This is a genomic window from Caldibacillus sp. 210928-DFI.2.18 (genome assembly GCF_020554505.1).
Classification (GTDB): Bacteria; Bacillota; Bacilli; order Bacillales; family Caldibacillaceae; genus Caldifermentibacillus; species Caldifermentibacillus hisashii.
Genome location: NZ_JAJCHL010000024.1, coordinates 17,606 through 43,271, shown reverse-complemented (window position 1 = coordinate 43,271; position 25,666 = coordinate 17,606). Strand labels below are relative to the sequence as shown.

Here is a 25,666-nt window from a genome sequence, read left to right as displayed (position 1 = left end):
CTGGCGCTCGGAGCTAGACAATAAAACTAATCCTAAGTTATTTACTTGTATTTTTTTACTTTCTTATACTAAAAAAAAGGGGTGCGAACCGAATAGGTCCGTTCCCCCTTTTCTTTATATCCATTTTGTATGGAAAATGCCTTCTTTGTCTACCCGTTCATAGGTGTGGGCACCAAAGTAGTCGCGTTGGGCTTGCAAAAGATTGGCCGGTAAGTTTTTCGTCCGGTAGCTATCATAATAAGATAATGCAGCCGAAAAGCCCGGAACCGGAATACCATTCATAACCGCCGTGGCAATCACGTTTCGTAAAGAATCTTGATAACGATCAGCAATATCTTTAAAGTATGGATCCAATAGCAAGTTTTTCAACTGTGAATCACGATCATAGGCATCTTTTATTTTTTGTAAAAATTGGGCACGGATGATGCAACCGCCACGCCAGATCATTGCAATTTCACCAAATTTTAAATCCCATCCGTATTCCTCGGAAGCCACCCGCATTTGCGCAAATCCTTGGGCATAGGAGCAAATTTTACTGAAATATAAAGCTTGACGCACTTGTTCAATAAACTCTTTACGATTTCCACTAAATGCCCCAGATGTTGGGCCTGTTAAAATCTTACTTGCTTGAACACGTTCGTCCTTCATTGCCGAAATAAAACGGGCAAATACCGATTCTGTAATAATTGGCAGTGGAACACCTAAATCTAACGCATTTTGACTGGTCCATTTTCCTGTTCCTTTTTGACCGGCTTTATCTAAAATCATATCAACCAATGGTTTTCCTGTTTCTTCATCTATTTTTGTAAAAATATCTCTTGTAATTTCAATTAAATAACTGTCCAATTCGCCTTGGTTCCAATCGGAAAATACTTGATGTAATTCATCATTGGAGAGACCTAAAATATTTTTTAATAGAAAATAGGATTCCCCAATCAATTGCATATCTCCATATTCGATGCCGTTATGAACCATTTTAACAAAATGTCCGGCACCATCCGGACCGATATATGTACAGCAAGGATCTCCGTTAACTTTCGCGGAAATAGCTTGCAAAATCGGTGCGACTAAATCATATGCTTCTTTTTGTCCCCCCGGCATAATCGACGGGCCTTTTAACGCACCTTCTTCCCCGCCGGAAACACCGGTACCGATAAAGTGAAAACCTAAATCACTCAATTCTTTATTTCGACGGATGGTATCTTGAAAAAATGTATTACCGCCGTCAATTAAAATATCACCTTTTTCCAAATGCGGCTTTAACTGTTCAATGGTCGCATCTGTTGCCGGACCGGCTTTAACCATTAACAAAATTTTACGTGGAGTTTCTAAAGATTGAACAAATTCTTCAATACTATATGTTGGCACAATATTTTTTCCAGTTGCTTCTTGCATCATGGCATCCGTTTTTTCCCGTGAACGGTTAAAAACAGAAACCGTATATCCTCTTGATTCAATATTAAATGCTAAATTTTTTCCCATAACGGCAAGGCCGACAACGCCGATTTGTTGTTTTGCCATGTTGATACACCCTTTCCTGTTATTATTCATCATCTTCTAAAAGAAAATCTTTATTAAAACTTGTATCCGTGTGTCCTTCTTTGTGAGAAGTTTTCAAACCTTTTTTAATAATATCTTCCCCAAATTTTTTGCGTAAATGATCAATCGCCTCTAGTAACAGTTCTTCTTTTGCATCCTTTTCATATGTAAATAGATCCAATTGTTTATACGCATGTTTTTCGTCAACTAGATCATTTCCTGTAATTCCTAACAGTCGAACAGGCGTCCCGTTCCAATTTTTTAAAAAAATCGATTTTGCTTGCTGATAGATGTCCAGCTCTTCTTGAATAGGATTTCCCAATTTTTTGCTCCTAGTCAATGTCGTTCGGTCTTTGTAGCGAATCGTCACGGCAATATTGGTCGTATAAACTTCTTTATTTTTCAAACGGGCGGATACCGTTTTAGCCAGCTTTTGTAAAACAGTGAGCAAATTATTTTGCGAACTAATATCCCTGGGCAATGTTGTTGAATTCCCGATGCTTTTAAAGTCATAAATACTTTCGGGGTCGACACGTCTATGATCGATTCCATTGGCTCGCTCTTTTAAACGAATCCCATTAATCCCCAATAATTTTTGAAGTTGGTATTCATCTCCTTGAGCTAAATCTCCAATCGTCTCCATACCTATCGTATGTAATTTTTCGGCCGTTTTGGCTCCGACCCCATGCATTTCACTTACCGGCATCGGCCATAAAATGTTTTGAACATCCCGCTTGCGTAAGATTGTAATACCGAGTGGCTTTTTCATATCAGAAGCCATTTTTGCCAAAAATTTATTAGGTGCAATCCCAATGCTGCACGGTAAATTCATTTCTTGTAAAAGGCGGTTTTGAATCGATTGGGCAATTTTTAGCGGGTGATCCGTGACATATTCAGTGATGTCTAAATACCCTTCGTCAATGGAGACCGGCTCAACAATACTGGTATATTCCCGCAATATTTGAAACATCCTTGTTGAAGCTTTCCGATACTGGTCAAAGTTCGGTGCTTTCACAATGAGCTCAGGACAAAGTTTTTTAGCTTGCCACAAAGGCATCGTTGTCTTGACGCCAAGCTTTCTCGCTTCATAACTGCATGTAACAATAATCCCACGCCGCTCTTTTGGGTTTCCGGCAATGGCGAGCGGCTTCCCTCTTAATGATGGATTTAAAGATATTTCAACCGAGGCGTAGAAACTGTTCATATCGACATGAAAAATAATTCTGCCTTTCTGACCTTTTTTTTCGCTCATGCTCGAAATCACCTTTTTCCACCTGCATTCAGGATATTGATATTCCATCCACCGTGCCACTTGTCCCTTCAATAATCGGTATGTGCACCACCTTACCGGAATCAATTATTTTGCCTTCACAGCTACTCGATTTTCCAAGCTGACATAAATGTGAAATACTCTATCAGGATTCGGTTATCTTTGCCTGTTCCTCCATATACGCTTGAATTTCTCTAATTCCGTCTAAACTGTTGATCATTCGGTTCGGATCAATTAGCGTAATGAGGCGATTATCCAAGTTGATTACACCGGTAAAATAAGAAGTTTTTTGATAGGCAAACAAGCCGACTTGTTTAATCGAATCGGTACTTACTTCCATTAATTCTTTTGCCTCACCTACAAGCAAAGCTAACTTTAATATTCCGGTTTTTAAGACAATCAATCTTGTCATTTCATGTAAAGCTTCATCGGTTCCATATAAAACATGATGCAAGTCAACAACCGGTACAAGTTCTCCTCTTACCTTTACCAAACCTTTAATAAAATTCGGCAGTTGTGGTACCGGCGTTATTTTTTCTGGTTTTTCAATGGAAATAACATGGTCGACATCAATCGCATACTCTTCATTCTTCTCTTTAAAAATAACGACTTTGACTGGGTCCAAATAACTCACCACTTTCATGATAAATCCGCTAAAACTCACTTGCTCCTAAGACTGATTATTTACTGTATCGACAATGGCAACAACCAGTTCAGCCAGCTTATTAAGTTCTGCAATCGGCATTCTTTCTTTTGTCGTATGAATTTCTTCATAACCTACCCCAAGAACAACAGTAGGTATTCCCATGCCTGCGATTACATTGGCATCACTACCGCCGCCACTTTTTATGAGTTTGCTGTTACGACCAATCTTTTCTGCCGCCTTACTTGCTATTTTGACAACGACATCGTCCGGTCCGTATTTGAAAGACGGATACATCACTTTTATTTCTACATCGGCAGTTGCTCCCATTTCACGAGCTGCCTCCGTAAAGGCATGTTTCATTTTGTCAAGCTGGATATTTAATTTTTCATTTGAAAGAGAGCGAGCTTCTGCAAAAACATACGCTTTTTCACAGACAATATTGGTTGCTTGCCCGCCTTCAAAACGACCGATATTTGCCGTCGTTTCTTCATCGATGCGACCCAGCGGCATTTTGGAAATTGCTTTTGCCGCAACCGTTATCGCGGAAACCCCTTTTTCCGGGGCAACACCGGCATGAGCACTCTTCCCGGTAATTGTCGCATTGATTTTTGCTTGCGTAGGTGCTGCTATTACAATTGTACCTACTTCTCCGTCACTATCAAGAGCAAATCCGTATTTTGCATGAATTTTAGAAGGATCCAGTGCTTTTGCTCCTACTAATCCGGACTCTTCACCAACTGTAATAATGAATTGAAGATCACCGTGCTCAATATTATTTTCTTTTAAAACACGGATGGCTTCAAACATTGCGGCAATGCCCGCTTTGTCATCTGCCCCGAGAATCGTTGTTCCGTCCGTGACCACATAGCCGTTTTCAATGGCAGGTTTCACTCCTTTTCCCGGAACAACGGTATCCATATGGGAAGTAAAGTAAATTGGATCGCTTGCACGGTTTGTCCCTTTTAATGTGCAAATTAAATTTCCTGCACCATGCCCGGTTTGTTCCATTGTTTGATCTTCATAAACTTCCAAACCAAGTTTTGCAAATTTTTGTTTTAAAATCTTGGCAATTTCGCCTTCATGCTTGGTTTCAGAATCGATCCGGACAAGTTCGAGAAACTCTTCCAGCAATCTATTTTCATTAATCATTTTCAACCCTCCAGTCTACATATTTATAAGTATACCCCTATTTAACCGGTTCCTTCAATTTTTTCTTTTTCAGTTTTTTAGACTAGGAGGGACAAGTCCCGGTTTCAATGAATCTTGTCAAATATTTCTTTCCAGTCATTTTGTACTTTTAAAGAAAACTCGGCGATTGCCGAGCTTTTGGCGAGAGCAGAGCCGCAAGAGCACTTATGCGTTAGGAAAGTAGAAATTGGAAAATTTATACTTTCCTATTAGCTAAAGAAAGGACGATATTTCCGACAAGGATGAAAGCCCACTTGTCATAAATATCATCCACTTCTATAACGGATTAATTATAATGGAATATTTCCATGTTTCTTTTTCGGTCGTTCTTCTTTTTTCGTTTGCAGCATGTCCAATGCTTGAATGAGTTTGATTCTCGTTTCACGGGGATCAATGACATCATCGACCATTCCCATTTTTGCCGCTACATATGGATTGGCGAATTTATCTTTATATTCCTGAATTTTTTGGCTGCGAACCGCTTCCGGATCGGCACTGTTTTGAATTTCTTTGGCAAAAATAATATTTGCTGCACCCTCGGGACCCATAACGGCAATTTCCGCATTTGGCCAGGCAAAAACAAGATCGGCCCCAATCGATTTACTGTTTAAAGCAACATAAGCACCGCCATATGCTTTTCGGGTAATTATCGTTATTTTTGGTACCGTTGCTTCCGAATACGCATATAAAATTTTTGCCCCATGGCGAATAATCCCGCCGTGCTCTTGTTTGACGCCCGGGAAAAATCCGGTCACATCTTCAAAGGTGATGAGCGGTATATTGAAAGAATCACAAAAGCGGATAAAGCGGGCGGCCTTGTCGGATGAATCAATATCAAGTCCGCCAGCCATAAATTTTGGCTGATTGCATATCAGACCGACAACTTCCCCTTTAATCCGGCCAAAACCGATCACGATATTTTTAGCAAAATCTTTCTGAACTTCAAAAAATGAATCTTCATCTACCACTTGTTCAACCACTTTTTTCATATCATACGGACGAACTGTATCAAAAGGAACAATTTCCGCCAAATCCGGTCGATAGTCGTCATCCTTTGCCAATTCTCGCCGTGGCGGTTTTTCAGTATTGTTGGCCGGCAAATACGAAAGCAGTTCCCTTACCATATAAAGAGCTTCTTCCTCTGTCTTTGCCTGAAAATGGCTATTGCCGCTAATCGAACTATGTACATGTGCGCCGCCTAAATTTTCCGCAGTTATTTGCTCACCGGTTACCGTTTCAATGACTTTTGGACCGGTAATAAACATTTGACTCGTTTTTTCGACCATAATAACAAAATCCGTAATGGCCGGCGAATACACAGCACCACCTGCACATGGCCCCATAATAACCGAAATTTGCGGGATGACACCGGAGTAAATGGCATTACGATAAAAAACATGTCCATATCCGTCAAGGGAAATAACCCCTTCTTGTATTCTCGCACCACCCGAATCATTGAGTCCAATAATCGGAACACCGTTTTTGGCAGCTAAATCCATAACATTGGCAATTTTCTTGGCGTGCATCTCACCCAAAGCCCCGCCGAATACGGTAAAATCTTGGGAAAATAAATAAACCGGTCGACCGTGAATTTTTGCAAACCCGGTAACCACCCCATCTCCGGGCCCTTTCGGTAAATCCGGTGAACGATGTTCCATGAAGGGATTTATTTCAACAAAAGACCCTTCATCCACTAATATATCAATCCGCTCCCGGGCAGTCATTTTTCCTTTCTCGTGTTGCCGATCAATTTTATCTTCTCCGCCCCCAAGTTCAACTTCCCGTCTTTTATCATACAATTCATGGATCTTATCATAAATATCCAATTTTTTTGTGTCTATCATTCGTTTCTCCCCTTTGTCCACAGTTGATAGATTATAGAAATTTTACTTTTGCTTTTGCTTTTGACATAATTCATATAAAACACCAAAAGTTGTCTTTGGATGAATAAATGCAACCAGTGCTCCCCCGGCACCGATTCGCGGCGTTTCATCGATGAGCCGTACCCCTTGTGATGCCAAATTTTCCAGTTCTTGATAAATATCGTCGGTTTTAAAAGCAATATGATGAATACCTTCCCCTTTTTTATCAAGAAATTTTTTAATCGTACTGTCATCACTGGTCGGTTCGAGTAATTCAATTTTACTGTTATTCACATCAATGAATGCGACTTTCACTTTTTGTGATTCGACAACCTCTGTTTTTATATGGCTTAATTGAAATGTACCCGTATATAGCGGAAGTGCCTTCTCCAATGAATGAACCGCAATCCCGATATGGTCAATACCTTTCAAACCGTTTCCTCCCCTCAAACGTAACATATCATTGATAATGCAAACAGACCAATTTATACAGCGCAAACCGTTCAATCCCCATCGTTCAACCTTCGACTCATTGACTTTTTATAACTATGAATCTCTAATTTTTTTAACAGGAAAAAGATAGGACTTGTTTGAAAGCCATTCTCGCGATAAAATAATGTCAATGAAAATAGAGTGGAGGTTGAATGACTCCGATGGGAAATAAAAAAGTCCGGAAAATTATCGTTTACTTAATGATTATCGCCATGGTTTTGACTACGTTATTTACAGGACTTTCCATACTATTCTAATTTGATTGTAAAAAAACATTAATGGAAAAGGGAATTCCCGATTATGGAATTGCCCTTTTTTCTTTAGCAATCTGTTCAAAGCTGGACGACTGATTGGTAATAAAAACCTTTGTACCGATTGGAACGTTATCAAATAACTTTTCGATATCCTCATTATTTAACCGGATACATCCTTCCGAAATATAAAGTCCGATCGACCACGGTTGGTTTGTACCATGAATTCCATATGTTCTCCCGTCTGTATCCAAGGCATCAAATCCAATCCAACGGGTACCGAGCGGATTATTGGGTGCTCCACCTTGAATATCTTTTTTTCGATAATATGGATTTATTGCTTTCACTGTAACCGTAAACATTCCTTCCGGGGTTAATTCCGCATTTTTACCGGTTGCCGCCTTATACACTTCTTGGACAATCCCATCGTCAATAAAGGCAACTTCATTGGTTTGTTTATTGACGATTACAAATGGGTCACCCGGTAAAGGGTTCGGACCAATCGGCCAAACCGGTGAAATGGTTGTAAAAGCAATGAGGAAGCTTACCAATAGGTTCATCAAAACCACCCGCCTTTTCCATTAGTTTGAACAAAGTCAGGTGGTTTTATCCCCTTAACAGGTAGTCCATCCCTTATCAAAGTTTTTCGAGTTTATAAAGAAAACTCGGGCGTCCGAGCCTTTAGGCGATGGCAAAGCCGCAAGAGCACTTATACTTAATTCTTAAAATTTCCAACTACGTCGAATTCGCTTCTTTGCTGGAAATTTATACTTTCTTAACGTACAAAAAAGTCAGGGCTGCCCGCATGCGTTAGATTGGATTAACTAACCATCAGCCCCTGATGGAAGTTTCATTTTATAATCACAAGTCTTAAACATATGAAACGCGGAAAAATTTATACTTCATCGCAATGCTGTTCAAATAATTCTTGTAATCGTTCGATGACCGAAACAGGTGAATGACCTTCAATTTCATGCCGTTCCACCATGCCGACAAGTTTGCCATCCTTTAACAAGGCAAATGATGGTGAAGAAGGCGGGTAATCATCGAAATAACTTCTTGCCTGGAGAGTGGCTTCCTTATCTTGACCGGCAAATACAGTGACTAAATAATCAGGACGTTTATCATAATCAATGGCGTATTTTGCGGCCGGACGGGCAATCCCCCCGGCACAACCGCATGTTGAATTGATCATAACCAGTGTTGTCCCTTTCCGTTGTAATGCTTCATCCACTTCTTCCGGCGTTCTTAATTCCTCATAACCGGCTGCGACAATTTCTTTCCGGGCTTGCTCAATATAATCATTCATTAAAATATTAAAATCCATACTCATGGTCAAATGTCCCTCCCATTTATTTTTCATTAAGATAAAGCTTCATCAACTGTTCAACGGCTGCGGAAACAGGCAACCGCCCATGTTCAACATCTTGTTGGATAACCGGCAGCATTTCTTTAATCACTTCATTTTGGAAAAAAGATTGCTGTAATTTCTCAACAATTGACGTCATTAACCAGTCATTTGTTTGTTTCCTTCTTCTTTCAAAAAAGATACCGGATTGTTTTGTTATCTTAACAAATTGCTGAACGACATGCCAAATATCGATAATCCCTTCTCCGGTAATTGAAGAACAAGTGTAGGCTTTCGTCTGCCATCCTTCTGTTGCCGGCCTTAAAAAGCGTAAAATTTGACTGTATTCGTTTCTCGTCCGAATGGCATTTTCCTTATTGGCACCATCAGCCTTTGTAATAATAATCCCGTCAACAAGCTCCATCATCCCTTTTTTCATCCCTTGGAGATCATCGCCGGCGCCGGTAATCGTCAGCATGAAAAACATATCAACCATCGTTCGGACAACGACTTCACTTTGTCCGACACCGATTGTTTCAACTAGTATAACATCAAACCCTGCTGCTTCACAAAGCATTATGCTCTCCCTTGTTTTTCGGTGAACACCTCCAAGCGTTCCCGAAGATGGAGAAGGTCTGATAAAGGCATTTTCTTCCCTTGACAGTGACTCCATTCGGGTTTTATCCCCCAATATACTTCCGCCCGTCATGGTTGATGAAGGATCAATAGCAAGAACGGCAACCTTTTTCCCCATTTTGCATAGTTCCGTTCCAAAGCGATCAATAAATGTACTTTTTCCTGCACCCGGAACACCGGTAATGCCGAGCCGGACGGACTTGCCGGAAAGAGGAATAATATCCTTCAATAATTGTTGCCCTGCCCGGAAGTGATCCGGATGATTGCTTTCAATTAGTGTAATGGCTTTTGCTAAAACCGTACGATCGCCTTTTTTAATTCCTTCCAAATAGTTGGAAATTGGAACGGTGCTGTTCTTTCTTCTAAACCGCCCGGAATATTCTTGTGCCATTACGATGACACTTCCTCATAGCCTAATCTTTTATAAATTTCTTCCAAAACAATTTTTGCCGCATGGGGAATAATGGTTCCAGGTCCAAATATTGCAGTTGCTCCTTGCTCTTTTAAAAATGGATAATCTTTTGGTGGAATCACGCCCCCGACGATAACAATAATATCTTCACGCCCTAATTTTTTCAATTCAGCAATTAGTTGCGGTAAAAATGTTTTATGTCCACCGGCCAATGAACTCATTCCGATAACATGAACATCATTTTCAACGGCTTGCCTGGCTGTTTCATCCGGTGTTTGAAAAAGCGGACCAATATCCACATCGAAGCCCATATCGGCAAATGCTGTTGAAATGACTTTTGCCCCGCGATCATGACCGTCTTGACCAATTTTTGCCATTAATAATCTTGGTCTTCTTCCTTCCAGCTCGTAAAATTCATCGGTCATTCTCCTGATTTCTTCTATGGTTTCATTGTCCTTATATGCATGGCGATAAACCCCGCTAATCGTACGGATTGTTGCTTGATGTCTGCCGGATGCGGCTTCGATGGCATCCGATATTTCACCTAATGTTGCCCGTTGTCTTGCCGCCGCAACAGATAATTCAAGGAGATTGCCTGTTCCTGTCTTTGCCGCCTCACGAATGGCTTCCAATGCTTTTTCTACCGCCGCTTCATCCCGATTTTCCTTTAATTCTTTTAATCTTGCAATTTGTTTTTCTCGAACTGCAGTGTTATCAATATCAAGAACTTCAATATTGGTTTCGTCATCCGTTTGGTAACAGTTCACTCCAATAATTTTTTCTTGGCCGGAGTCAATCATTGCCTGGCGTTTTGCAGCAGCTTCCTCAATTTTCAGCTTTGGTAATCCGGCTTCAATCGCCTTGGTCATACCGCCTAAGTTCTCGATTTCTTCAATATGTTGCCAAGCTTTTTCAATTAGTTGTTTCGTTAACGATTCGACATAATAAGAACCACCCCAAGGATCAATTGTATGTGTAATCCCTGTTTCTTCCTGTAAATAAATTTGTGTGTTGCGGGCAATTCGTGCTGAAAAATCGGTTGGCAGTGCAATTGCTTCATCGAGCGCATTCGTATGCAACGATTGCGTATGACCCATGGCCGCTGCATGTGCTTCAATTAGCGTACGAATAACATTGTTAAACGGGTCTTGTTCTGTCAAACTCCAACCGGAAGTTTGTGAATGGGTTCTAAGTGCCAGTGATTTCGGATTTTTCGGATTGAATTGTTTCATTAATTTTGCCCAAATGAGACGAGCTGCTCTGAGTTTAGCCACTTCCATAAAATAATTCATGCCAATTCCCCAGAAAAAGCTGAGTCGCGGAGCAAAAGAATCAATATCAATTCCTGCCGCAAGCCCCGTCCGCACATATTCCAAACCGTCAGCTAGCGTATAGGCTAATTCAATATCTGCCGGTGCTCCCGCCTCTTGAATATGGTAGCCGGATATACTAATGCTGTTGAATTTCGGCATATGTTTCGCCGTATAAGCAAAAATATCAGAAATAATACGCATGGACATACTCGGTGGATAAATATACGTATTGCGGACCATATATTCTTTTAAAATATCATTTTGAATTGTTCCTGATAATTGATCTTGAGAAACCCCCTGTTCTTCCGCTGTCACGATATAAAAAGCCATAATCGGAAGGACGGCTCCGTTCATCGTCATCGACACCGACATTTTATCAAGCGGGATCTGATCGAATAAAATTTTCATGTCAAGAACCGAATCAATTGCCACACCGGCTTTTCCGACATCACCGACAACTCTGGGATTATCTGAGTCATAGCCGCGGTGGGTGGGAAGATCAAAAGCAACAGATAACCCTTTTTGCCCCATTTTCAAGTTTCTTAAATAAAAAGCATTACTTTCTTCTGCAGTCGAAAACCCCGCGTATTGGCGAATAGTCCAGGGCCTGTTAATATACATGGTCGGATACGGTCCTCTTGTATAAGGTGGAAGACCCGGGTACGATTGAAGAGCTTCCATTCCTTGCAGATCCTCTTCTGTATAAATTGATTGAATCGGTATATTCTCATAAGTTTGAAAGATGTGCTCCTTTTGGCGCGGCTGGTTGTCCATCTCGTCATGAAATATATTTACTTTTCTAAAATTCGGCCTCACATCTATTCCCCCTTCACGAAAAAGCGGACAATTCTCTCTAAACATTGAACTTGCTCTTCCTGCGTATTTAAGATCAATTGAACACCAATTTGCTTAAACTTATTGTGAATGTCCGCTTCCTTTGAACCGGCAATGATGAATCCTTTATCCGGATACTTTTGGACAATGAACTGAATATCAGAAAATGCCGCTGTTAATTCCTGGTCATTGCCGCAAAAACAATACAGTTTTTTTCCGGATTCTTTTATTATTTTGTCAAAATCATTATCTTGGCTTATTTCCGTGGCGATCCCCGCAGTATGTAACCATTCTGAAACCTCGTCAAAAATCAACTTTTTATCTTTCAAATCACCGCAGTTTATTAAAATGGCAGTCGGTTTTTCACCGGTTTCGTTCTCATATTTCGCTACCTCAAAACGGATTTTTTCATACGGCTCACTTAATCGGAAACATTGAAGCGATTGAATCCCCTCGCTCGCTTGATCTACCTTAGTGAAAAATTGATCGAGTCGTGTTCCTGCTTTTACTTTTTCAATGACTTGATAAAAATCGCTGACGGCAAGGTAACCGGAATGCGCTTGATTCTTTGCTGTTTCAAACGGGTCATGCAACTTTTCAGTCAAGTCCACATATTGGTTTGTCCCGATCAGTTTCGTTTTCCGCTGATTAACATCAGACTGTTTTACCGCTTTCATTTCAGCTACTTGGTTTTGAACTTTACCTTCAATAATCGACGAAAGCATGCCCCCTGAATCTTCAATAGTTAAAAACAACGTCCATGCTTTTTCAATCAATTGTTGCGTTAATGATTCAACAAAATACGAACCGCCGGCAGGATCACTGACAAGTGAAAGTTTTGCTTCTTCTCGGAACAGATGGTGTATGTTGCGGCTAATCCTTTGTCCCAGTGCACTAACTTCCCCAAACACTTCATCATACGGAGAAACTCGTAAAATTTGCACCTGCCCGATGGTTGCGGCAAATGCCTCCCCGCCAATTCGAAGCATATTCGTATACGGATCCAATTTTGATTTATTTCCGTTTGTCGTTTCAGCATAAATATCCATCGCTACATTCGGTACATGATAAGATTCAGCTATTTTTTTCCATAAATACCGTGCCGCCCTAAGTTTGGCAATTTCCATAAAAAAATGGGAACTAATTGAGAAACCAAAGAAAATTTTCGAAAATATTTGTTCAACATTCCATCCGGATTTTTTTATCTGCTCAATATGTTCCACAGCGGTTGCCAGTGCAAAAGCGATTTGTTGAACTGCATTACCACCGGATTTTTCATAGATGGTCCCATCGACATATATCGTTTTCAGGTTCGGAAATTGCTGGTCCATATAATGAAGACTATCTTGCCAGATTGAATAAAACGTTTTCATCATTTGCGACGAATAACGATTGCGGCAAAAAACGGCGACCGGGTCCGTTCCAATCCAACCTGTGATTTTTTCTCGCTCGGCACTACCTTTTATCCCTTCTGTCAAAAACGCATAAAACGGAATAACTTCTTCTTCCCCTTCAATGAAGAAAGGAATATTAGCAACATCAATATGATGAAATAATTTAGCAAAAGCGGTAGCATCCAAACAATCAGGTATCGTTAATGAAATACTGTTTTGACCATTCCGGATGGCGTTCAATAAGTTTTTATGTAGTTCTTCTATCGTCTTTCCCGTCACAGCTTGGGCAATATACCAGCTATTGTCACTAGTTATTGCCGGGTACATTCTTTCATGTCCAACAGGCAAATCATCCTTCGTGTACAGCGGTTTAATCGTAATATTTTCATATGTTTTCCGGTAATATTCACCGATTGTTTTCCCCTTTAAGGCACGATCTGCGGCTTCAACCCATTGTTCATAGGTAACACCCGGAAATGTCGATTGAATCGCAGCCGATAATTGTTTGACCCCATTACCCTCCTTCAAAATTGTTCCCCCTTATCGGAAAATTTTTTTATTATATTTGTTATTTTATCGAAAAAAAGGGCGATTGCAAAACGAAAGAACTCATTATAGTAAATTTGATAATAAATAACGAAAACATTGGAATAATACAGAACAAATAAATCGTATTGATTTTCCTAACGAAAAAGGGACAATTTTTATATGTCCCTTTACGAAAGTGTATTTCTTCTCTCATTTACATTATCGGTCCGTTCCGATCTGTCAGTCTCTTTGAAGATTGGCATCACGTACTTATGAATTTAGTAAATACTAATATGATCTTTATCTATAGCTTCAAGCCGCTCTTTTACTTTTCTCATAAACTTTCCGCAAATATAACCGTCCAATATCCGATGATCGAGGGATAAGCATAAATTTACTCTGTCCCGTACAGCGATCATCCCGTTATCCATGACAACCAATTTTTTAACGATTGATTCTACTTGCAAAATCGCAGCTTGCGGGTAATTAATAATACCCATAGACTGGATAGAGCCGAAAGCACCGGTGTTATTTACCGTAAATGTTCCGCCCTGTAAATCATCTGCCGTTAAAGTTCCCGTTCGGGCTTTGTTTGCCAATTCATAAATTTCCTTGGCAATTCTCTTAATGGATTTTTCATCGGCATGTTTAATTACCGGAACAAATAGTGCATCATCCGCTGCCACCGCAATAGAAAGATGAATATCTTTTTTCCGAATAATTTTATCCCCGGCCCAGGTGGCATTCAATTGCGGAAATTCCTTTAATGTTTGAGCAACCACCTTGACGAAAAAGGCAAAATAGGTGAGCGGAAAGCCTTCCTTCGCTTCAAATTCTTTTTTAATCGCATTTCGGTAATTAACAAGATTAGTTACGTCGGCTTCGATCATCATCCAGGCATGAGGGATTTCTTGTTTCGATTTTGTTAAATTAGCTGCAATGACTTTACGTATTCCCGTAACCGGAATTTCCATATCTCCGGCAGCTGACTGGAGGGGAGAAACCGACTCCGGTTCCGCAAAAACAACCTCTCTTTTTTCGATATTTTCTTTATCTGGATTCGCATCCGATTTAGGCATGTTTGCAGTTGCAATCAGTTGTTGCAAATCTTTTCGTGTGATGCGCCCTCCTCTTCCCGTACCTTTCACCTGACTCAAGTCGATCTGATGCTCTTGGGCCAGTTTCAAAACAGCCGGTGAATAACGTTGCTTTAACGGCATCTCTTGATTATGTTCAACAATCGGCGTGGATTCAACAGGTTCCGCTTGTTCTTGAACAGTTCCGGCTTGATCTTCCGTTTCAATTACACAAATAACTTCACCGACAGCATAAGTTTCTTCTTCTTTGGCAATGACTTCTTTAATCACCCCTGTAAAAGAGGAAGGAATTTCAGCAGTAACCTTATCCGTCAACACTTCGGCAAGGGGATCATATTTATTCACATGATCTCCGACAGCAACAAGCCATTTCGTGATTGTTCCTTCTGTTACACTTTCGCCTAATTTCGGCATCGTTATTTTTTCCAACCCCATGACTTTCACCTACCTGCTTTTTAAAATTCAGCCAAATCACGCATTGCTTTTTCAATTTTATCTTGATTGATTAAAAAGAACTTTTCCATTGTTGGAGAAAATGGCATTGCCGGTATATCCGGTCCGGCTAATCGCATAATCGGCGCGTCTAATTCAAACAAACAATGTTCAGCTATGATTGCGGCCACTTCACTAATAATGCTGCCTTCTTTATTATCTTCAGTAACAAGCAATACTTTTCCCGTTTTTGCCGCAGCTTGGCAAATCGCTTCCTTATCTAATGGATAAACGGTTTGCAAATCAAGAATATGGGCAGAAATCCCTTCATTTGCTAATTTTTCCGCTGCTTGCAAGGCAAAGTGCACACATAAACCATACGTAATTACCGTGATGTCGTCTCCCTCTCTTTTCACATCTGCTTTTCCAATCGGCAGGACATAGTCATCGAGCGGCACTTCCCCCTTTAGGAAACGGTAGGCCCGCTTATGTTCGAAAAATAATACCGGATCATCATCACGAATCGCAGCTTTCAAAAGTCCTTTTACATCATAAGGGGTAGAAGGCATGACAATTTTCAAACCCGGTTGATTGGCAAAAATGGCTTCGACCGATTGAGAATGATACAAACCACCATGAACACCACCACCATAAGGAGCACGAATAACAAGCGGACAGTTCCAATCATTATTCGATCGGTAGCGGATTCTTGCCGCTTCGGAAATGATCTGGTTAACGGCCGGCAGGATAAAGTCGGCAAACTGCATTTCTGCAATCGGGCGCATACCGTACATGGCACTACCAATCGCCACACCCGCTATAGCTGATTCGGCAAGCGGGGTATCGATTACCCTTTCTTCTCCAAATTGCTCATATAAACCTTGAGTTGCTTTAAACACGCCACCCTTTTTTCCAACATCCTCACCCAGGATAAATACATTCTCATCCCGTTCCATCTCTTCACGGATGGCCATTGTTACCGCCTCAATGTAAGATATGATTGGCATATTCTTCCCCCCTATTCCTTATAAACATATTTCAATGCATCTTCCGGTTTCGAATAAGCGGCTGCTTCGGCATAATCGGTTGCATCATTGACGGTGTTTTTTACCTTGTCTTGAATTTCTCTTTCCACTTGGTCATTCAGTAAACCAACTTCTCTTAAATATGTTCCAAAAAATTGAAGCGGATCATTGTCCTTGAGATTATCTAATTCTGTGTGATCACGGTATGCCCTGTCATCATCATCACTTGAGTGAGCGGTAAAGCGATACGTAATCGTTTCAATCAACGTCGGACCACCACCGCTTCTCGCGCGATTGACTGCCTCTTTGACCACCTCATAGACCGCCAGCGGATCTTTCCCGTCTACCGTAACCCCCGGCATCCCATATCCCGCTGCTCGACTTGATACATGTTCACAACTCAGCTGCTTCGATACCGGTACAGATATAGCATATTGATTGTTTTCACACATAAATATGACCGGGAGTTTATGAACACCGGCAAAATTTAATCCTTCATGGAAATCTCCTTGGTTGGAAGAGCCTTCACCAAATGTAACGAAAGAGATAAAGTCTTGCCGTTTCATCTTTGCCGCCAGCGCAAAACCGACAGCATGCGGTACTTGCGTTGTAACCGGTGAAGAACCGGTAACGATTCGATTTTTCTTTTTCCCAAAATGACTTGGCATCTGTCTTCCACCGGAATTTGGATCCTCAGCCTTTGCAAAAGCTGATAACATAATTTCTCTTGGTGTCATGCCAAAAGAAAGCACAACTCCCAAATCACGATAATAGGGCAATATATAATCCTTTGTCCGGTCAAGCGCATAAGCAGCACCGATTTGAGCACCTTCATGCCCCTGACCGGAAATAACAAATGGAATTTTTCCGGACCGATTTAATAGCCACATGCGTTCGTCCAATTTTCTTGTCAGGACGATGGTTTCATACATTTCCAAAACGGTGTCATCGGATAAACCGAGAGAGCGATGGCGAAATTCTGCCACAAGTCAAAACCTCCTTTTGAAATCGTTTTACATATGGCAATTTTTAAAAAAAGCAGTAGCTTATTATAAAAGACATGAAAAAATCGAAATTTATAGATGAATTGGTCTACCTTCTGCCATTAAACTTGCTTCCGAAAATATTTCAGAAAGAGTCGGGTGCGGATGAATGGTATAAGCCATTTCATCCGGAGTTGCATCAAGAACAAAAGCAAGGGAAGATTCAGATATTAAATCGGTAACATGAGGACCGATCATATGAATCCCGAGTAAATCATTCGTTTTTGCATCAGCAATCAGTTTTACAAAGCCGGATGGATGGCCTGTAATTAGAGCTTTACCAATGGCTTTAAACGGAAATCGGCCAATTTTTAATTCAAAATTTTTGTTCTTTGCTTCTTTTTCGGTCATGCCTATACTGGCAATTTCGGGAAAGGAATACGTACATTTGGGAACATGATGATAATTTAACGGCTCCGGATCTTGATTTGCCATATGTTCGACTGCAATTGTACCTTCTCTTGCAGCAACATGAGCCAATTGCATGCCCCCGATACAGTCACCGATTGCATAAATATGCGATTCCTTTGTTTGGTAAAATTCGTTAACTTGAATAAAACCATTGTTTATTTCAATATCGGTATTTTCCAAACCAATTCCCTCAGTATTAGCTGCTCTTCCGACAGAAACAAGTATTTTTTCAGCAGTGAACTCCGTTTTCTTTCCGTTTTGCTCTACTGTTACGGTTATTTGGTTATCCTTTTCCAAACTATCAGTAATCATTGCCTTTGTTAAAGTTTGTATCCCCTTCTTACGGAAAACTTGGGTGATTTCCTTACTAATCTCTTCGTCCTCATGAGGGGCTAAGCGATCGGAAGCTTCCACAATGGTTACTTGAACATCAAAATCCGCTAACATTGAAGCCCACTCCAAACCAATCACTCCGCCGCCGACAATAATGATTGATTCCGGCAAATGGTCTAATTGCAACATATCATCAGAAGATAAGATATTGTTTTTGTTGAACGGCAGGCTCGGCAGTTCTCTTGGTTTTGATCCGGTCGCAAGCAAGACAAACTTTGGAATTAACATTTCGTTCTCTTGATTTGTATCAGATTCTACCGAAACCGTACCCGGTAACGGAGAAAAAATCGATGGACCCATGATTCGGCCAATTCCATTGTACACATCGATTTTATTTTTTTTGATTAACATTTGCACACCTTGATACAATTGCTCGGTAATTTCAGATTTTCGTTTTTGAACTTTGGCAAAATCTAATTTTTCCACTTTTGTTAATACGCCGTAATCACTGCTTTCTTTCATCGTCCGATAAACTTCTGCACTTTTTAATAATGTTTTTGTCGGAATGCACCCTTGATGGAGACATGTGCCACCCAACTTGTTTTTTTCAACAATTGCTGTTTTTAAACCGAGTTGGCTGGCCCGAATCGCGGCTACATATCCGCCTGTCCCGCCTCCAACAATCACTAAGTCATACTCTTTTGCCATTCATTTCACCTCTAATTATCGGATCTAAAACCAAATCATCAATATAAGAAATATGGGCAACCCCTTTGTATCATTTATTTCAGCCGCTTTTTCAAAATATGTTTTTCATTTGTCAAAAACGATTTTCTTGAACGGCTTACTTTATTGATCCGTTCTTCGGCCATTCGGTCCGCTGCCAAATATGAAGGAATCTGCTCACGCTTGGAAATTTCGAATATTTTTTTTATGTTGTTATATATTTGTTCAATTTTTTTATACGCTCTTTCTTTATTGTAGCCGTACAATTCATCGGTCACATTGATTACGCCGCCTGCATTAATAACATAATCCGGGGCATAAATAATTCCTAATTCATGCAAAAGATCACCATGCCGGTTTTCCTTTAATTGATTATTGGCTGAGCCGGCGATTACTTTCGCCTTTAACTGAGGAATTGTTTCGTCATTTAAAATGGCGCCTAAAGCACAAGGTGAAAACACATCACATTCGACAGCATAAATATCGGCAGGATCTACAGCTTCTGCCCCAAATTCCTCTTGAACTCTTTTCACTGCTTCTTTATTAATATCTGTTACGATCAGTTTTGCCCCTTCTTCAGAAAGAAAACGGCAAAGATGATAAGCAACATTGCCGACTCCTTGAACAGCGACCACTTTTCCTTCCAATGAATCATTTCCAAAGTATTCTGATACAGCTGCTTTCATCCCTTTGTAAATGCCGTAAGCCGTCGCCGGTGAAGGATTTCCCGATGATCCAAAAGCCGGAGAAACACCTGTTACGAATTCCGTTTCTTGGTAAATAATATCCATATCTTCTACTGTTGTACCCACATCTTCCGCCGTTATATACCTGCCATTTAATCCTTGAATAAATCGCCCGTAAGCACGAAACTTTTCTTCACTTTTATCGCTTTTCGGATTACCGATAATAACTGCTTTTCCGCCTCCTAAATTTAAACCGCTGGCGGCATTTTTGTAAGTCATTCCCTTGGCAAGTCTTAAGGCATCAATAATAGCTGCTTCTTCTGAGACGTATGTCCACATTCTTGTTCCCCCAAGAGCAGGTCCTAAGGTTGTATCATGTATGGCAATAATCGCTTTTAGACCTGAATTTTTATCTTGAACAAAATGCAATTCCTCATAATCAAACTCTTCCATATACCGAAAAATATCCATTGCTGCAACTCTCCTCCTGTTTGTAAAATTGAACTCATAGAATATACTGCAAAAACAATGCCATTATAGGTGAAAATAATAATGATTCATACCAAAAACGTTTTTCGCATAAAATTTTGTCTAAAACCCCATTTTATACAACAAAAATCGAGGGCTTGGACAAAAATCCGGACTTGGGTTTCAACCGATAATGATGAAAACATCTGTTGATTCTTGCAAGTATTTGCAAACCATGCAAAATTCCGCTTGCAAGAAATTGCAATTATAAGCCGTATTTTTCCATTTTATAATATAAAGTTCGAATCGAAACTCCCAGCTCTTTGGCCGTTTTTGTTTTATTTCCACGATGTTTATGTAAAATATGGCTAATAATCCTTTTCTCAAAGTTCTCCACCAAAGTATACAACGGTAAAGACGCTTCGTTCGGATGATCTTGCTCTTGATTTTTTTGAAAGTTATATCCGAGTTTTGACAGATGCTTTATATCTATCCTATTTTCACTATAGTCCATAAAAATAATTGCACGACCGAGTATATTTTCCAATTCACGAACATTTCCCGGCCAAGCATAGCGTTTTAACAGTTCAGCTGCTTCATTCGTTATGCCCTCGACGTTTCTGCCGTAGTCATGATTTATTTTTTTGATTAAATGATCACAGAGCAACGGGATATCCTCTAAACGGGACCTTAAAGGTGGTATGTATATTGGAATTCGGTTAAGTCGATAAAATAAATCCTCCCGAAAATTCCCCTTGCGTATTTCTTGTTCAAGATTTTTGTTCGTAGCCGCAATAATTCTCACTTGAATCGAAATCGGCTTCGTTCCACCGACACGAATAATTTCCCGTTCTTGTAACACCCTTAACAATTTTGCTTGTGTACTCAATGATAACTCGCCAATTTCGTCAAGGAAAATACTCCCATTATTTGCTTCTTCAAAATAACCTTTTTTCCCGCCACGTTTTGCACCGGAAAAGGCTCCTTCTTCATAGCCAAACAGTTCACTTTCTAATAATGATTCAGAAATTGCCGCACAATTAACACGAATAAAATGGTTATATTTGCGACCACTTTCATTGTGGATTGCATGGGCAAATAATTCCTTTCCAGTACCTGATTCACCTCTTAGCAAAACCGTTGCCGGGGTCTTGGCCGCGATTCTTGCCTGCTCAATGGCAATAAGCATCTCTTCAGATCGTCCGACAATATCGTCAAAGTTATATTTCGCCTCCAATGTCCGAATTCGTTCTTTTGCTCTTTGTAATTCGGTTGTCAGCTCCCGAATTTCCGACATATCATGAATGATTCCGACACTGCCTTTTAGCTGACCATCCACAATAATGGGGGCAACATTAACCGCAACCTCTTTTTTCTTAGGACCGACAAGCATTTTAACCCCTCGAACCGGTTTTTTTGTTTTTAGTACATGAAAATGCATGCTCTCCCCTTTATAAATATCTGTAGTTGCAGGCTTTCCTAGTACATCTTCTTCCGTTAATCCGGTTATCCGAGTATAGGCGGGGTTAATTAAAATCCCATTTCCGTTTTCATCAACAACGGATATTGCATCATTACTGGAATGGATAATCGCCTTAAGCATGACATCGCCTTTTATTGTTTCACTTTGTAATTCTCGAATCAATTGTTCTTTTTCTTTAAAAAGGTGAACGATCATTTCGGCGATTGACCCCGGAACGATGATAAAATCCTCCTTAAACTGTTGAAGTTCTTGGTATACTTGTTCATCACCCGTCACATCAATAATGATATCAATTTCTTTATCAATAAATGTACGCCAATCGTTCCCGTACGGAATCCCTTCTTTTTTTGCAATAAGAATCCCGGGTGCCTGCAAATTTTTATCAATGATCACCCTCGTTTTTAGCGTCTTCATTTCACTTAAAAGGTTCAAAATTGCAGTACCGCCTTTTCCGGCTCCAATTACCATGACGCTTTGCAAAACCCCACCCCCACGCTCTAGCTCTACTATAAAATTGCGTAGTCCGCAATTCTTTGTTTCCTAACATGGTTTGCCTATAGGAGTAACAAAAAAATGCGATTACATAGCCCCTGCCCGTAACGGAAATGTCGATTGAAACAAAGATAAATCCATTATGGGTATTATACCACAACGGGTCTATTTGCAAGGGTAGAAATGAAAGAATTAGGAAAATAAACACGACTTTATCTTGCAATGGAGTAAATAGTGGATGAACAAAAAGTCAGTTTTCTTGACATTCCATTCGTTTTTTATCATATTGAATGCATAATATTATTAAAGGGGGATTTCAATGGGCCGTGTTTTCGCATTTTTTCTTGCAGCAATCCCCATTAGCTTATCAGTCATCGGTGTGAAATTAATCCGGGACAGCTTGTTTCAAATCATTTATTGGCCGTTTGCTTTTCCTTGGCTACAAACGATTGTCGGGATTGTCCTGTTTTTGTTGGGTCTTTCCTTTATCGGCGGATTTATTTACCACCGTGATAAAAAAAGAAATAAAGTGACAAAACGCCGCTTTACCCGTCGGTAAAATAGTCGGCGTTTTTGTTCACTTACACGGTTTTTAATTCCTTTGCTTTTTTCGGAAAATCAGTGATTATCGCATGTGTATTACAATTCAAAAACCTCTTTATATCTTCATCTTGATTGACTGTGTATGGACGGACTTTTATTCCATGATTTTGCGATAATGTAATCAATTCATCGGGGATGACCCGATAATTCGGGTGGATCCCCTTAGCACGAATCGATTGAGCATAAATCCAAGGCATAAACAGACCTTCAGCATATAAGGGAGCCGTTTCAATTTCAGGAGCAAGTCGATAACAGTAAACAAGGGAGTAATGATTAAAAGAAGAAAAAATGACTCGCTCTTCCAATTTATTTTTTTTGACCATAGCCACCGTTTTCTCTTCTAATTCATAATTGGAAATTGATTTCGTTTTAAACTCTATATTTACAAATAAATTAGTGCCTTTGAACCATTCAAAAAACTCGTTCAAGGTCGGGATTTCTGCTTTAAATTGACCATTTTGAAATTTCGCTCCCGCATTCAACTTTTTAATATCTTTCAATAACAAATTATTTATATACCCTTTACCGTCAGTCGTTCTATCTACTTTTTCATCATGAATAATGATGACTTCTCCATCTTTTGTTAATTGAACATCCAATTCAATACCGTCTGCACCGGCCCGTTCTGCCTCTTGAAAAGAAATCATTGTATTTTCAGGGTGCGTACCTGCTGAACCGCGATGCCCAAAAATATATGTCATGCTAACACCCGCTTTGCTTGTTTTAATTTTATTTTACACAGCTCTAATTTCCTCGTAAACTTTGTCCAATACATACTTTAGGAAGCTTGGTGTTCCAGCCGCAATTTGTCTGCAACCATCGCGATGAACTCGGAATTTGTCGGCTTTGCTTTTGACATACTTACGGTATATCCAAACAAATTTGATATCGATTCAATATTGCCGCGGGACCACGCTACTTCAATGGCATGACGGATGGCCCGTTCTACCCTGCTGGCTGTCGTATTGTATTTTTTAGCAATATCCGGATATAACACTTTTGTAATTGAACCTAATAATTCGATATCATTGTACACCATCGAGATCGCATCCCTTAAATACATATATCCTTTAATATGGGCTGGTACGCCGATTTCATGAATAATATTGGTAATACTGGCATCCAGACTTTTGTTGGCGCGGGGTTGAATAACCGCTTGACTCAAATTATTGTTTGCCATATTATTTTTCGGTAAAAGACCGATTCTAAAAACATTTCGGATTTGTTCAACCAACTGGTCCATATTGAACGGTTTTAAAACAAAATATGATGCACCCAATTCAAGTGCTTTTTTTGTGACATCTTCTTGACCAAATGCGGTTAGCATAATAACTTTTGGCATGTATTCTTTTTCCTTTAATCGTTCTAAAACCGCAAGACCATCCAAATGAGGCATAATAATATCCAATAATAAAACATCCGGTTTTAATTGATCAATCATTTTTAAACAATCTTGCCCATTAAATGCTATATCAACAACTTCCATCCCTTCTTGACTATTTATGTAATTTTTTAATAAATTAGTCAGTTCTTTATTGTCATCAACAATACAAACTTTAATATTTTCCACAAGACATCCTCCCTATACAAAATCTCTTTATTCATTGTAAATAAAATTTTCGACACTTCCAATAAAAATCCCTTTAATTTTTTAAAAAAATGTCCTTTTTCCTATATTTCTTACTTTTTTCTACAACATGTGACATTTTTCTTTTTTTATCGGTAAAAATTTCAATTTGGCCCACTTCGAATTTTAGGTAAAAGCGAAAAAAAAACGAGAAGCCCGTTTGGGTCTCGTTTAACTTGCTTTTTCTTCATTCTCATATATATTTATGCCGGCTTCATTTAACATCCACTCAATATGAACGCCGTAGCCGCTTGTCGGATCATTGACAAAAACATGGGTTACCGCCCCGATCAATTTACCGTCCTGAATGATTGGACTACCACTCATTCCTTGGACAATTCCCCCCGTTTTTTCCAATAGCTTCGGATCCGTTATTTTTAATACCATTCCTTTTGTGGCCGGAAATTTTTGTGGAATGGAACTGATGATTTCAATATCAAACAATTCCACTTTGTCATTATCAACAACAGTCAATATTTTTGCCGGTCCTTTTTTTACTTCATGGGATAATGCAATTGGAATCGGCTCATTCATAACCGGATTCGATAAAGTTTTATGGATTGTTCCATATATGCCAAACTGATTATTTTTTTCGATATTCCCAATCGTATTCCTTTGATTTAAAAATTTGGCCAATTTTTCCCCCGGTACACCATTCGCACCTTTTTGAATGGAGGTTACGGTTGAAGGAACAATATATCCATCTTTTACAACGATCGGTAATTTTGTATCCATATCTGATATGACATGTCCCAGCGCCCCATATTTTTTCGACTTTGGATCATAAAATGTTAATGTTCCAATTCCGGCGGCTGAGTCACGAATATAGAGACCTAATTTGTAATTACTATCCCCTTTTTCTTGCTGTGGTGTTAATTGGGTTTCGAATTCTTTATCTTCTCTTTGAATGCCTAGTTGCAAAGGTTCCCCTTTTTCCCCCGCTTCTTGTACGAAGGAACCCACTTCATTGATGGATTCAATGGTTTTTCCGTTAATTTTTGTAATTAAGTCACCGATTTTAATCCCTGCTTCTTCACCAGGGGAAACCTTACCTGCATCGGTCTCTACTTGATGATAACCGACGACCAAAACCCCTTTTGAATTTATTTTTACACCAATGGATTGTCCGCCGGGGATGACCTTAAAATCCTTCAACACGTTTACATGTACTTTTTTGATTGGTAAACCTGCTATATGGTAAACGACTTCACTTTCACCTTTTTGTTTTGCTTGAAGCTGTATTTCATTTTCCTTTTGAAGTTGTAGATGATCCCGGTCACCATTCGCCTCTACAAAAGTTGCAGTGGGTAAAGTGAAAGTCTGCCCTTCAAAAAACGTGATCTCATTCGGTATTTTCAGTATTCTTCCGACTGGTGAAAAAAAAGTAAGTAAAACGAAAGAAACAAGGAGAATATACCCAAATCTTTTTCTAATTTTGTCTCTGTCCATTTCCATCCACTCTCCTCGCTTCATGTCCACACAAAGGTTACATTTATAATCTTGCCGATAAAGCAAGCAATTATAATG

At 39.7% G+C, this 25,666-nt stretch carries 22 protein-coding genes; 2 read left to right on the top strand and 20 right to left on the bottom strand.

Annotated elements, in window-relative coordinates; genetic code table 11:
- Nucleotides 1-114: 114 nt before the first annotated feature.
- From gndA to mce, 6 genes are all read right to left on the bottom strand, one after another.
- Nucleotides 115-1,521, bottom strand: a complete 1,407-nt coding sequence (gene gndA / locus LIZ98_RS07370; RefSeq protein ID WP_034770879.1) for an NADP-dependent phosphogluconate dehydrogenase — start codon at nt 1,519-1,521, stop codon at nt 115-117.
- Between the two features lie 22 nt (nt 1,522-1,543).
- Entirely contained in the window at nt 1,544-2,791 is a 1,248-nt protein-coding gene (locus LIZ98_RS07365; protein ID WP_227139285.1) for a DNA polymerase IV, read from the bottom strand.
- Between the two features lie 163 nt (nt 2,792-2,954).
- Complete coding sequence (locus tag LIZ98_RS07360; RefSeq protein ID WP_227203005.1) at nt 2,955-3,434, bottom strand: chemotaxis protein CheW; 480 nt, start codon at nt 3,432-3,434, stop codon at nt 2,955-2,957.
- A 45-nt stretch (nt 3,435-3,479) separates the two neighbouring features.
- Nucleotides 3,480-4,604, bottom strand: a complete 1,125-nt coding sequence (locus LIZ98_RS07355; RefSeq protein WP_227139287.1) for a M20/M25/M40 family metallo-hydrolase — start codon at nt 4,602-4,604, stop codon at nt 3,480-3,482.
- Nucleotides 4,605-4,933: 329 nt separating this feature from the next.
- Complete coding sequence (locus LIZ98_RS07350) at nt 4,934-6,487, bottom strand: acyl-CoA carboxylase subunit beta (protein WP_216405785.1); 1,554 nt, start codon at nt 6,485-6,487, stop codon at nt 4,934-4,936.
- A gap of 42 nt (nt 6,488-6,529) precedes the next feature.
- Complete coding sequence (gene mce / locus LIZ98_RS07345; RefSeq protein WP_034770886.1) at nt 6,530-6,937, bottom strand: methylmalonyl-CoA epimerase; 408 nt, start codon at nt 6,935-6,937, stop codon at nt 6,530-6,532.
- A gap of 221 nt (nt 6,938-7,158) precedes the next feature.
- Between mce and prli42 the strand changes: the two genes are divergently transcribed.
- Nucleotides 7,159-7,254: a stressosome-associated protein Prli42 gene (gene prli42, locus LIZ98_RS07340; RefSeq protein ID WP_152032400.1), complete on the top strand. Its 96-nt coding sequence runs from the start codon at nt 7,159-7,161 to the stop codon at nt 7,252-7,254.
- A 41-nt stretch (nt 7,255-7,295) separates the two neighbouring features.
- On the opposite strand, the gene LIZ98_RS07335 is transcribed toward prli42, so the two are convergent.
- The 11 genes from LIZ98_RS07335 to LIZ98_RS07285 all read right to left on the bottom strand — a co-directional run bounded on the left by LIZ98_RS07335 (nt 7,296) and on the right by LIZ98_RS07285 (nt 21,885).
- Entirely contained in the window at nt 7,296-7,808 is a 513-nt protein-coding gene (locus LIZ98_RS07335; RefSeq protein ID WP_227139288.1) for a L,D-transpeptidase, read from the bottom strand.
- Nucleotides 7,809-8,143: 335 nt separating this feature from the next.
- Nucleotides 8,144-8,581 carry a BrxA/BrxB family bacilliredoxin gene (locus tag LIZ98_RS07330; RefSeq protein WP_041846308.1) on the bottom strand — a complete coding sequence of 146 codons (438 nt, stop codon included), beginning with the start codon at nt 8,579-8,581 and terminating at the stop codon, nt 8,144-8,146.
- 19 nt (nt 8,582-8,600) lie between these two features.
- A complete protein-coding gene (gene meaB, locus LIZ98_RS07325) occupies nt 8,601-9,623 on the bottom strand; it encodes a methylmalonyl Co-A mutase-associated GTPase MeaB (RefSeq protein ID WP_051989099.1) in 1,023 nt (340 codons plus the stop codon).
- Nucleotides 9,623-11,731 carry a methylmalonyl-CoA mutase gene (gene scpA, locus LIZ98_RS07320; RefSeq protein ID WP_227139302.1) on the bottom strand — a complete coding sequence of 703 codons (2,109 nt, stop codon included), beginning with the start codon at nt 11,729-11,731 and terminating at the stop codon, nt 9,623-9,625. Before scpA ends, meaB begins: the two co-directional genes overlap by 1 nt.
- A 44-nt stretch (nt 11,732-11,775) precedes the next feature.
- Entirely contained in the window at nt 11,776-13,713 is a 1,938-nt protein-coding gene (locus tag LIZ98_RS07315) for a methylmalonyl-CoA mutase family protein (protein ID WP_227139289.1), read from the bottom strand.
- Between the two features lie 278 nt (nt 13,714-13,991).
- A complete protein-coding gene (locus LIZ98_RS07310; protein WP_227139290.1) occupies nt 13,992-15,245 on the bottom strand; it encodes a dihydrolipoamide acetyltransferase family protein in 1,254 nt (417 codons plus the stop codon).
- Nucleotides 15,246-15,265: 20 nt separating this feature from the next.
- Nucleotides 15,266-16,249, bottom strand: a complete 984-nt coding sequence (locus LIZ98_RS07305) for an alpha-ketoacid dehydrogenase subunit beta (protein WP_108898250.1) — start codon at nt 16,247-16,249, stop codon at nt 15,266-15,268.
- 11 nt (nt 16,250-16,260) lie between these two features.
- Entirely contained in the window at nt 16,261-17,253 is a 993-nt protein-coding gene (locus tag LIZ98_RS07300) for a thiamine pyrophosphate-dependent dehydrogenase E1 component subunit alpha (RefSeq protein WP_108898251.1), read from the bottom strand.
- Nucleotides 17,254-17,343: 90 nt separating this feature from the next.
- Entirely contained in the window at nt 17,344-18,762 is a 1,419-nt protein-coding gene (gene lpdA / locus LIZ98_RS07295) for a dihydrolipoyl dehydrogenase (protein WP_227139291.1), read from the bottom strand.
- Between the two features lie 74 nt (nt 18,763-18,836).
- The gene (locus tag LIZ98_RS07290) at nt 18,837-19,937 is read right to left on the bottom strand and encodes a Leu/Phe/Val dehydrogenase (protein WP_227139292.1); all 1,101 of its coding nucleotides are present in this window, start codon (nt 19,935-19,937) and stop codon (nt 18,837-18,839) included.
- A gap of 262 nt (nt 19,938-20,199) precedes the next feature.
- Nucleotides 20,200-21,885, bottom strand: a complete 1,686-nt coding sequence (locus LIZ98_RS07285) for a sigma-54 interaction domain-containing protein (protein ID WP_041903580.1) — start codon at nt 21,883-21,885, stop codon at nt 20,200-20,202.
- 343 nt (nt 21,886-22,228) lie between these two features.
- On the opposite strand from LIZ98_RS07285, the gene LIZ98_RS07280 reads away from it, so the two are divergent.
- Nucleotides 22,229-22,468 carry a DUF2627 domain-containing protein gene (locus LIZ98_RS07280; protein ID WP_034770904.1) on the top strand — a complete coding sequence of 80 codons (240 nt, stop codon included), beginning with the start codon at nt 22,229-22,231 and terminating at the stop codon, nt 22,466-22,468.
- A gap of 22 nt (nt 22,469-22,490) precedes the next feature.
- Here the strand turns inward: LIZ98_RS07280 and LIZ98_RS07275 are convergent, their stop codons facing one another.
- The 3 genes from LIZ98_RS07275 to spoIVB all read right to left on the bottom strand — a co-directional run bounded on the left by LIZ98_RS07275 (nt 22,491) and on the right by spoIVB (nt 25,588).
- A complete protein-coding gene (locus LIZ98_RS07275) occupies nt 22,491-23,213 on the bottom strand; it encodes a glycerophosphodiester phosphodiesterase (protein WP_041846302.1) in 723 nt (240 codons plus the stop codon).
- 77 nt (nt 23,214-23,290) lie between these two features.
- Nucleotides 23,291-24,082: a sporulation transcription factor Spo0A gene (gene spo0A / locus LIZ98_RS07270; RefSeq protein WP_034770908.1), complete on the bottom strand. Its 792-nt coding sequence runs from the start codon at nt 24,080-24,082 to the stop codon at nt 23,291-23,293.
- A gap of 228 nt (nt 24,083-24,310) precedes the next feature.
- Nucleotides 24,311-25,588, bottom strand: a complete 1,278-nt coding sequence (spoIVB, locus tag LIZ98_RS07265; RefSeq protein ID WP_034770958.1) for a SpoIVB peptidase — start codon at nt 25,586-25,588, stop codon at nt 24,311-24,313.
- Nucleotides 25,589-25,666 lie beyond the last annotated feature (78 nt).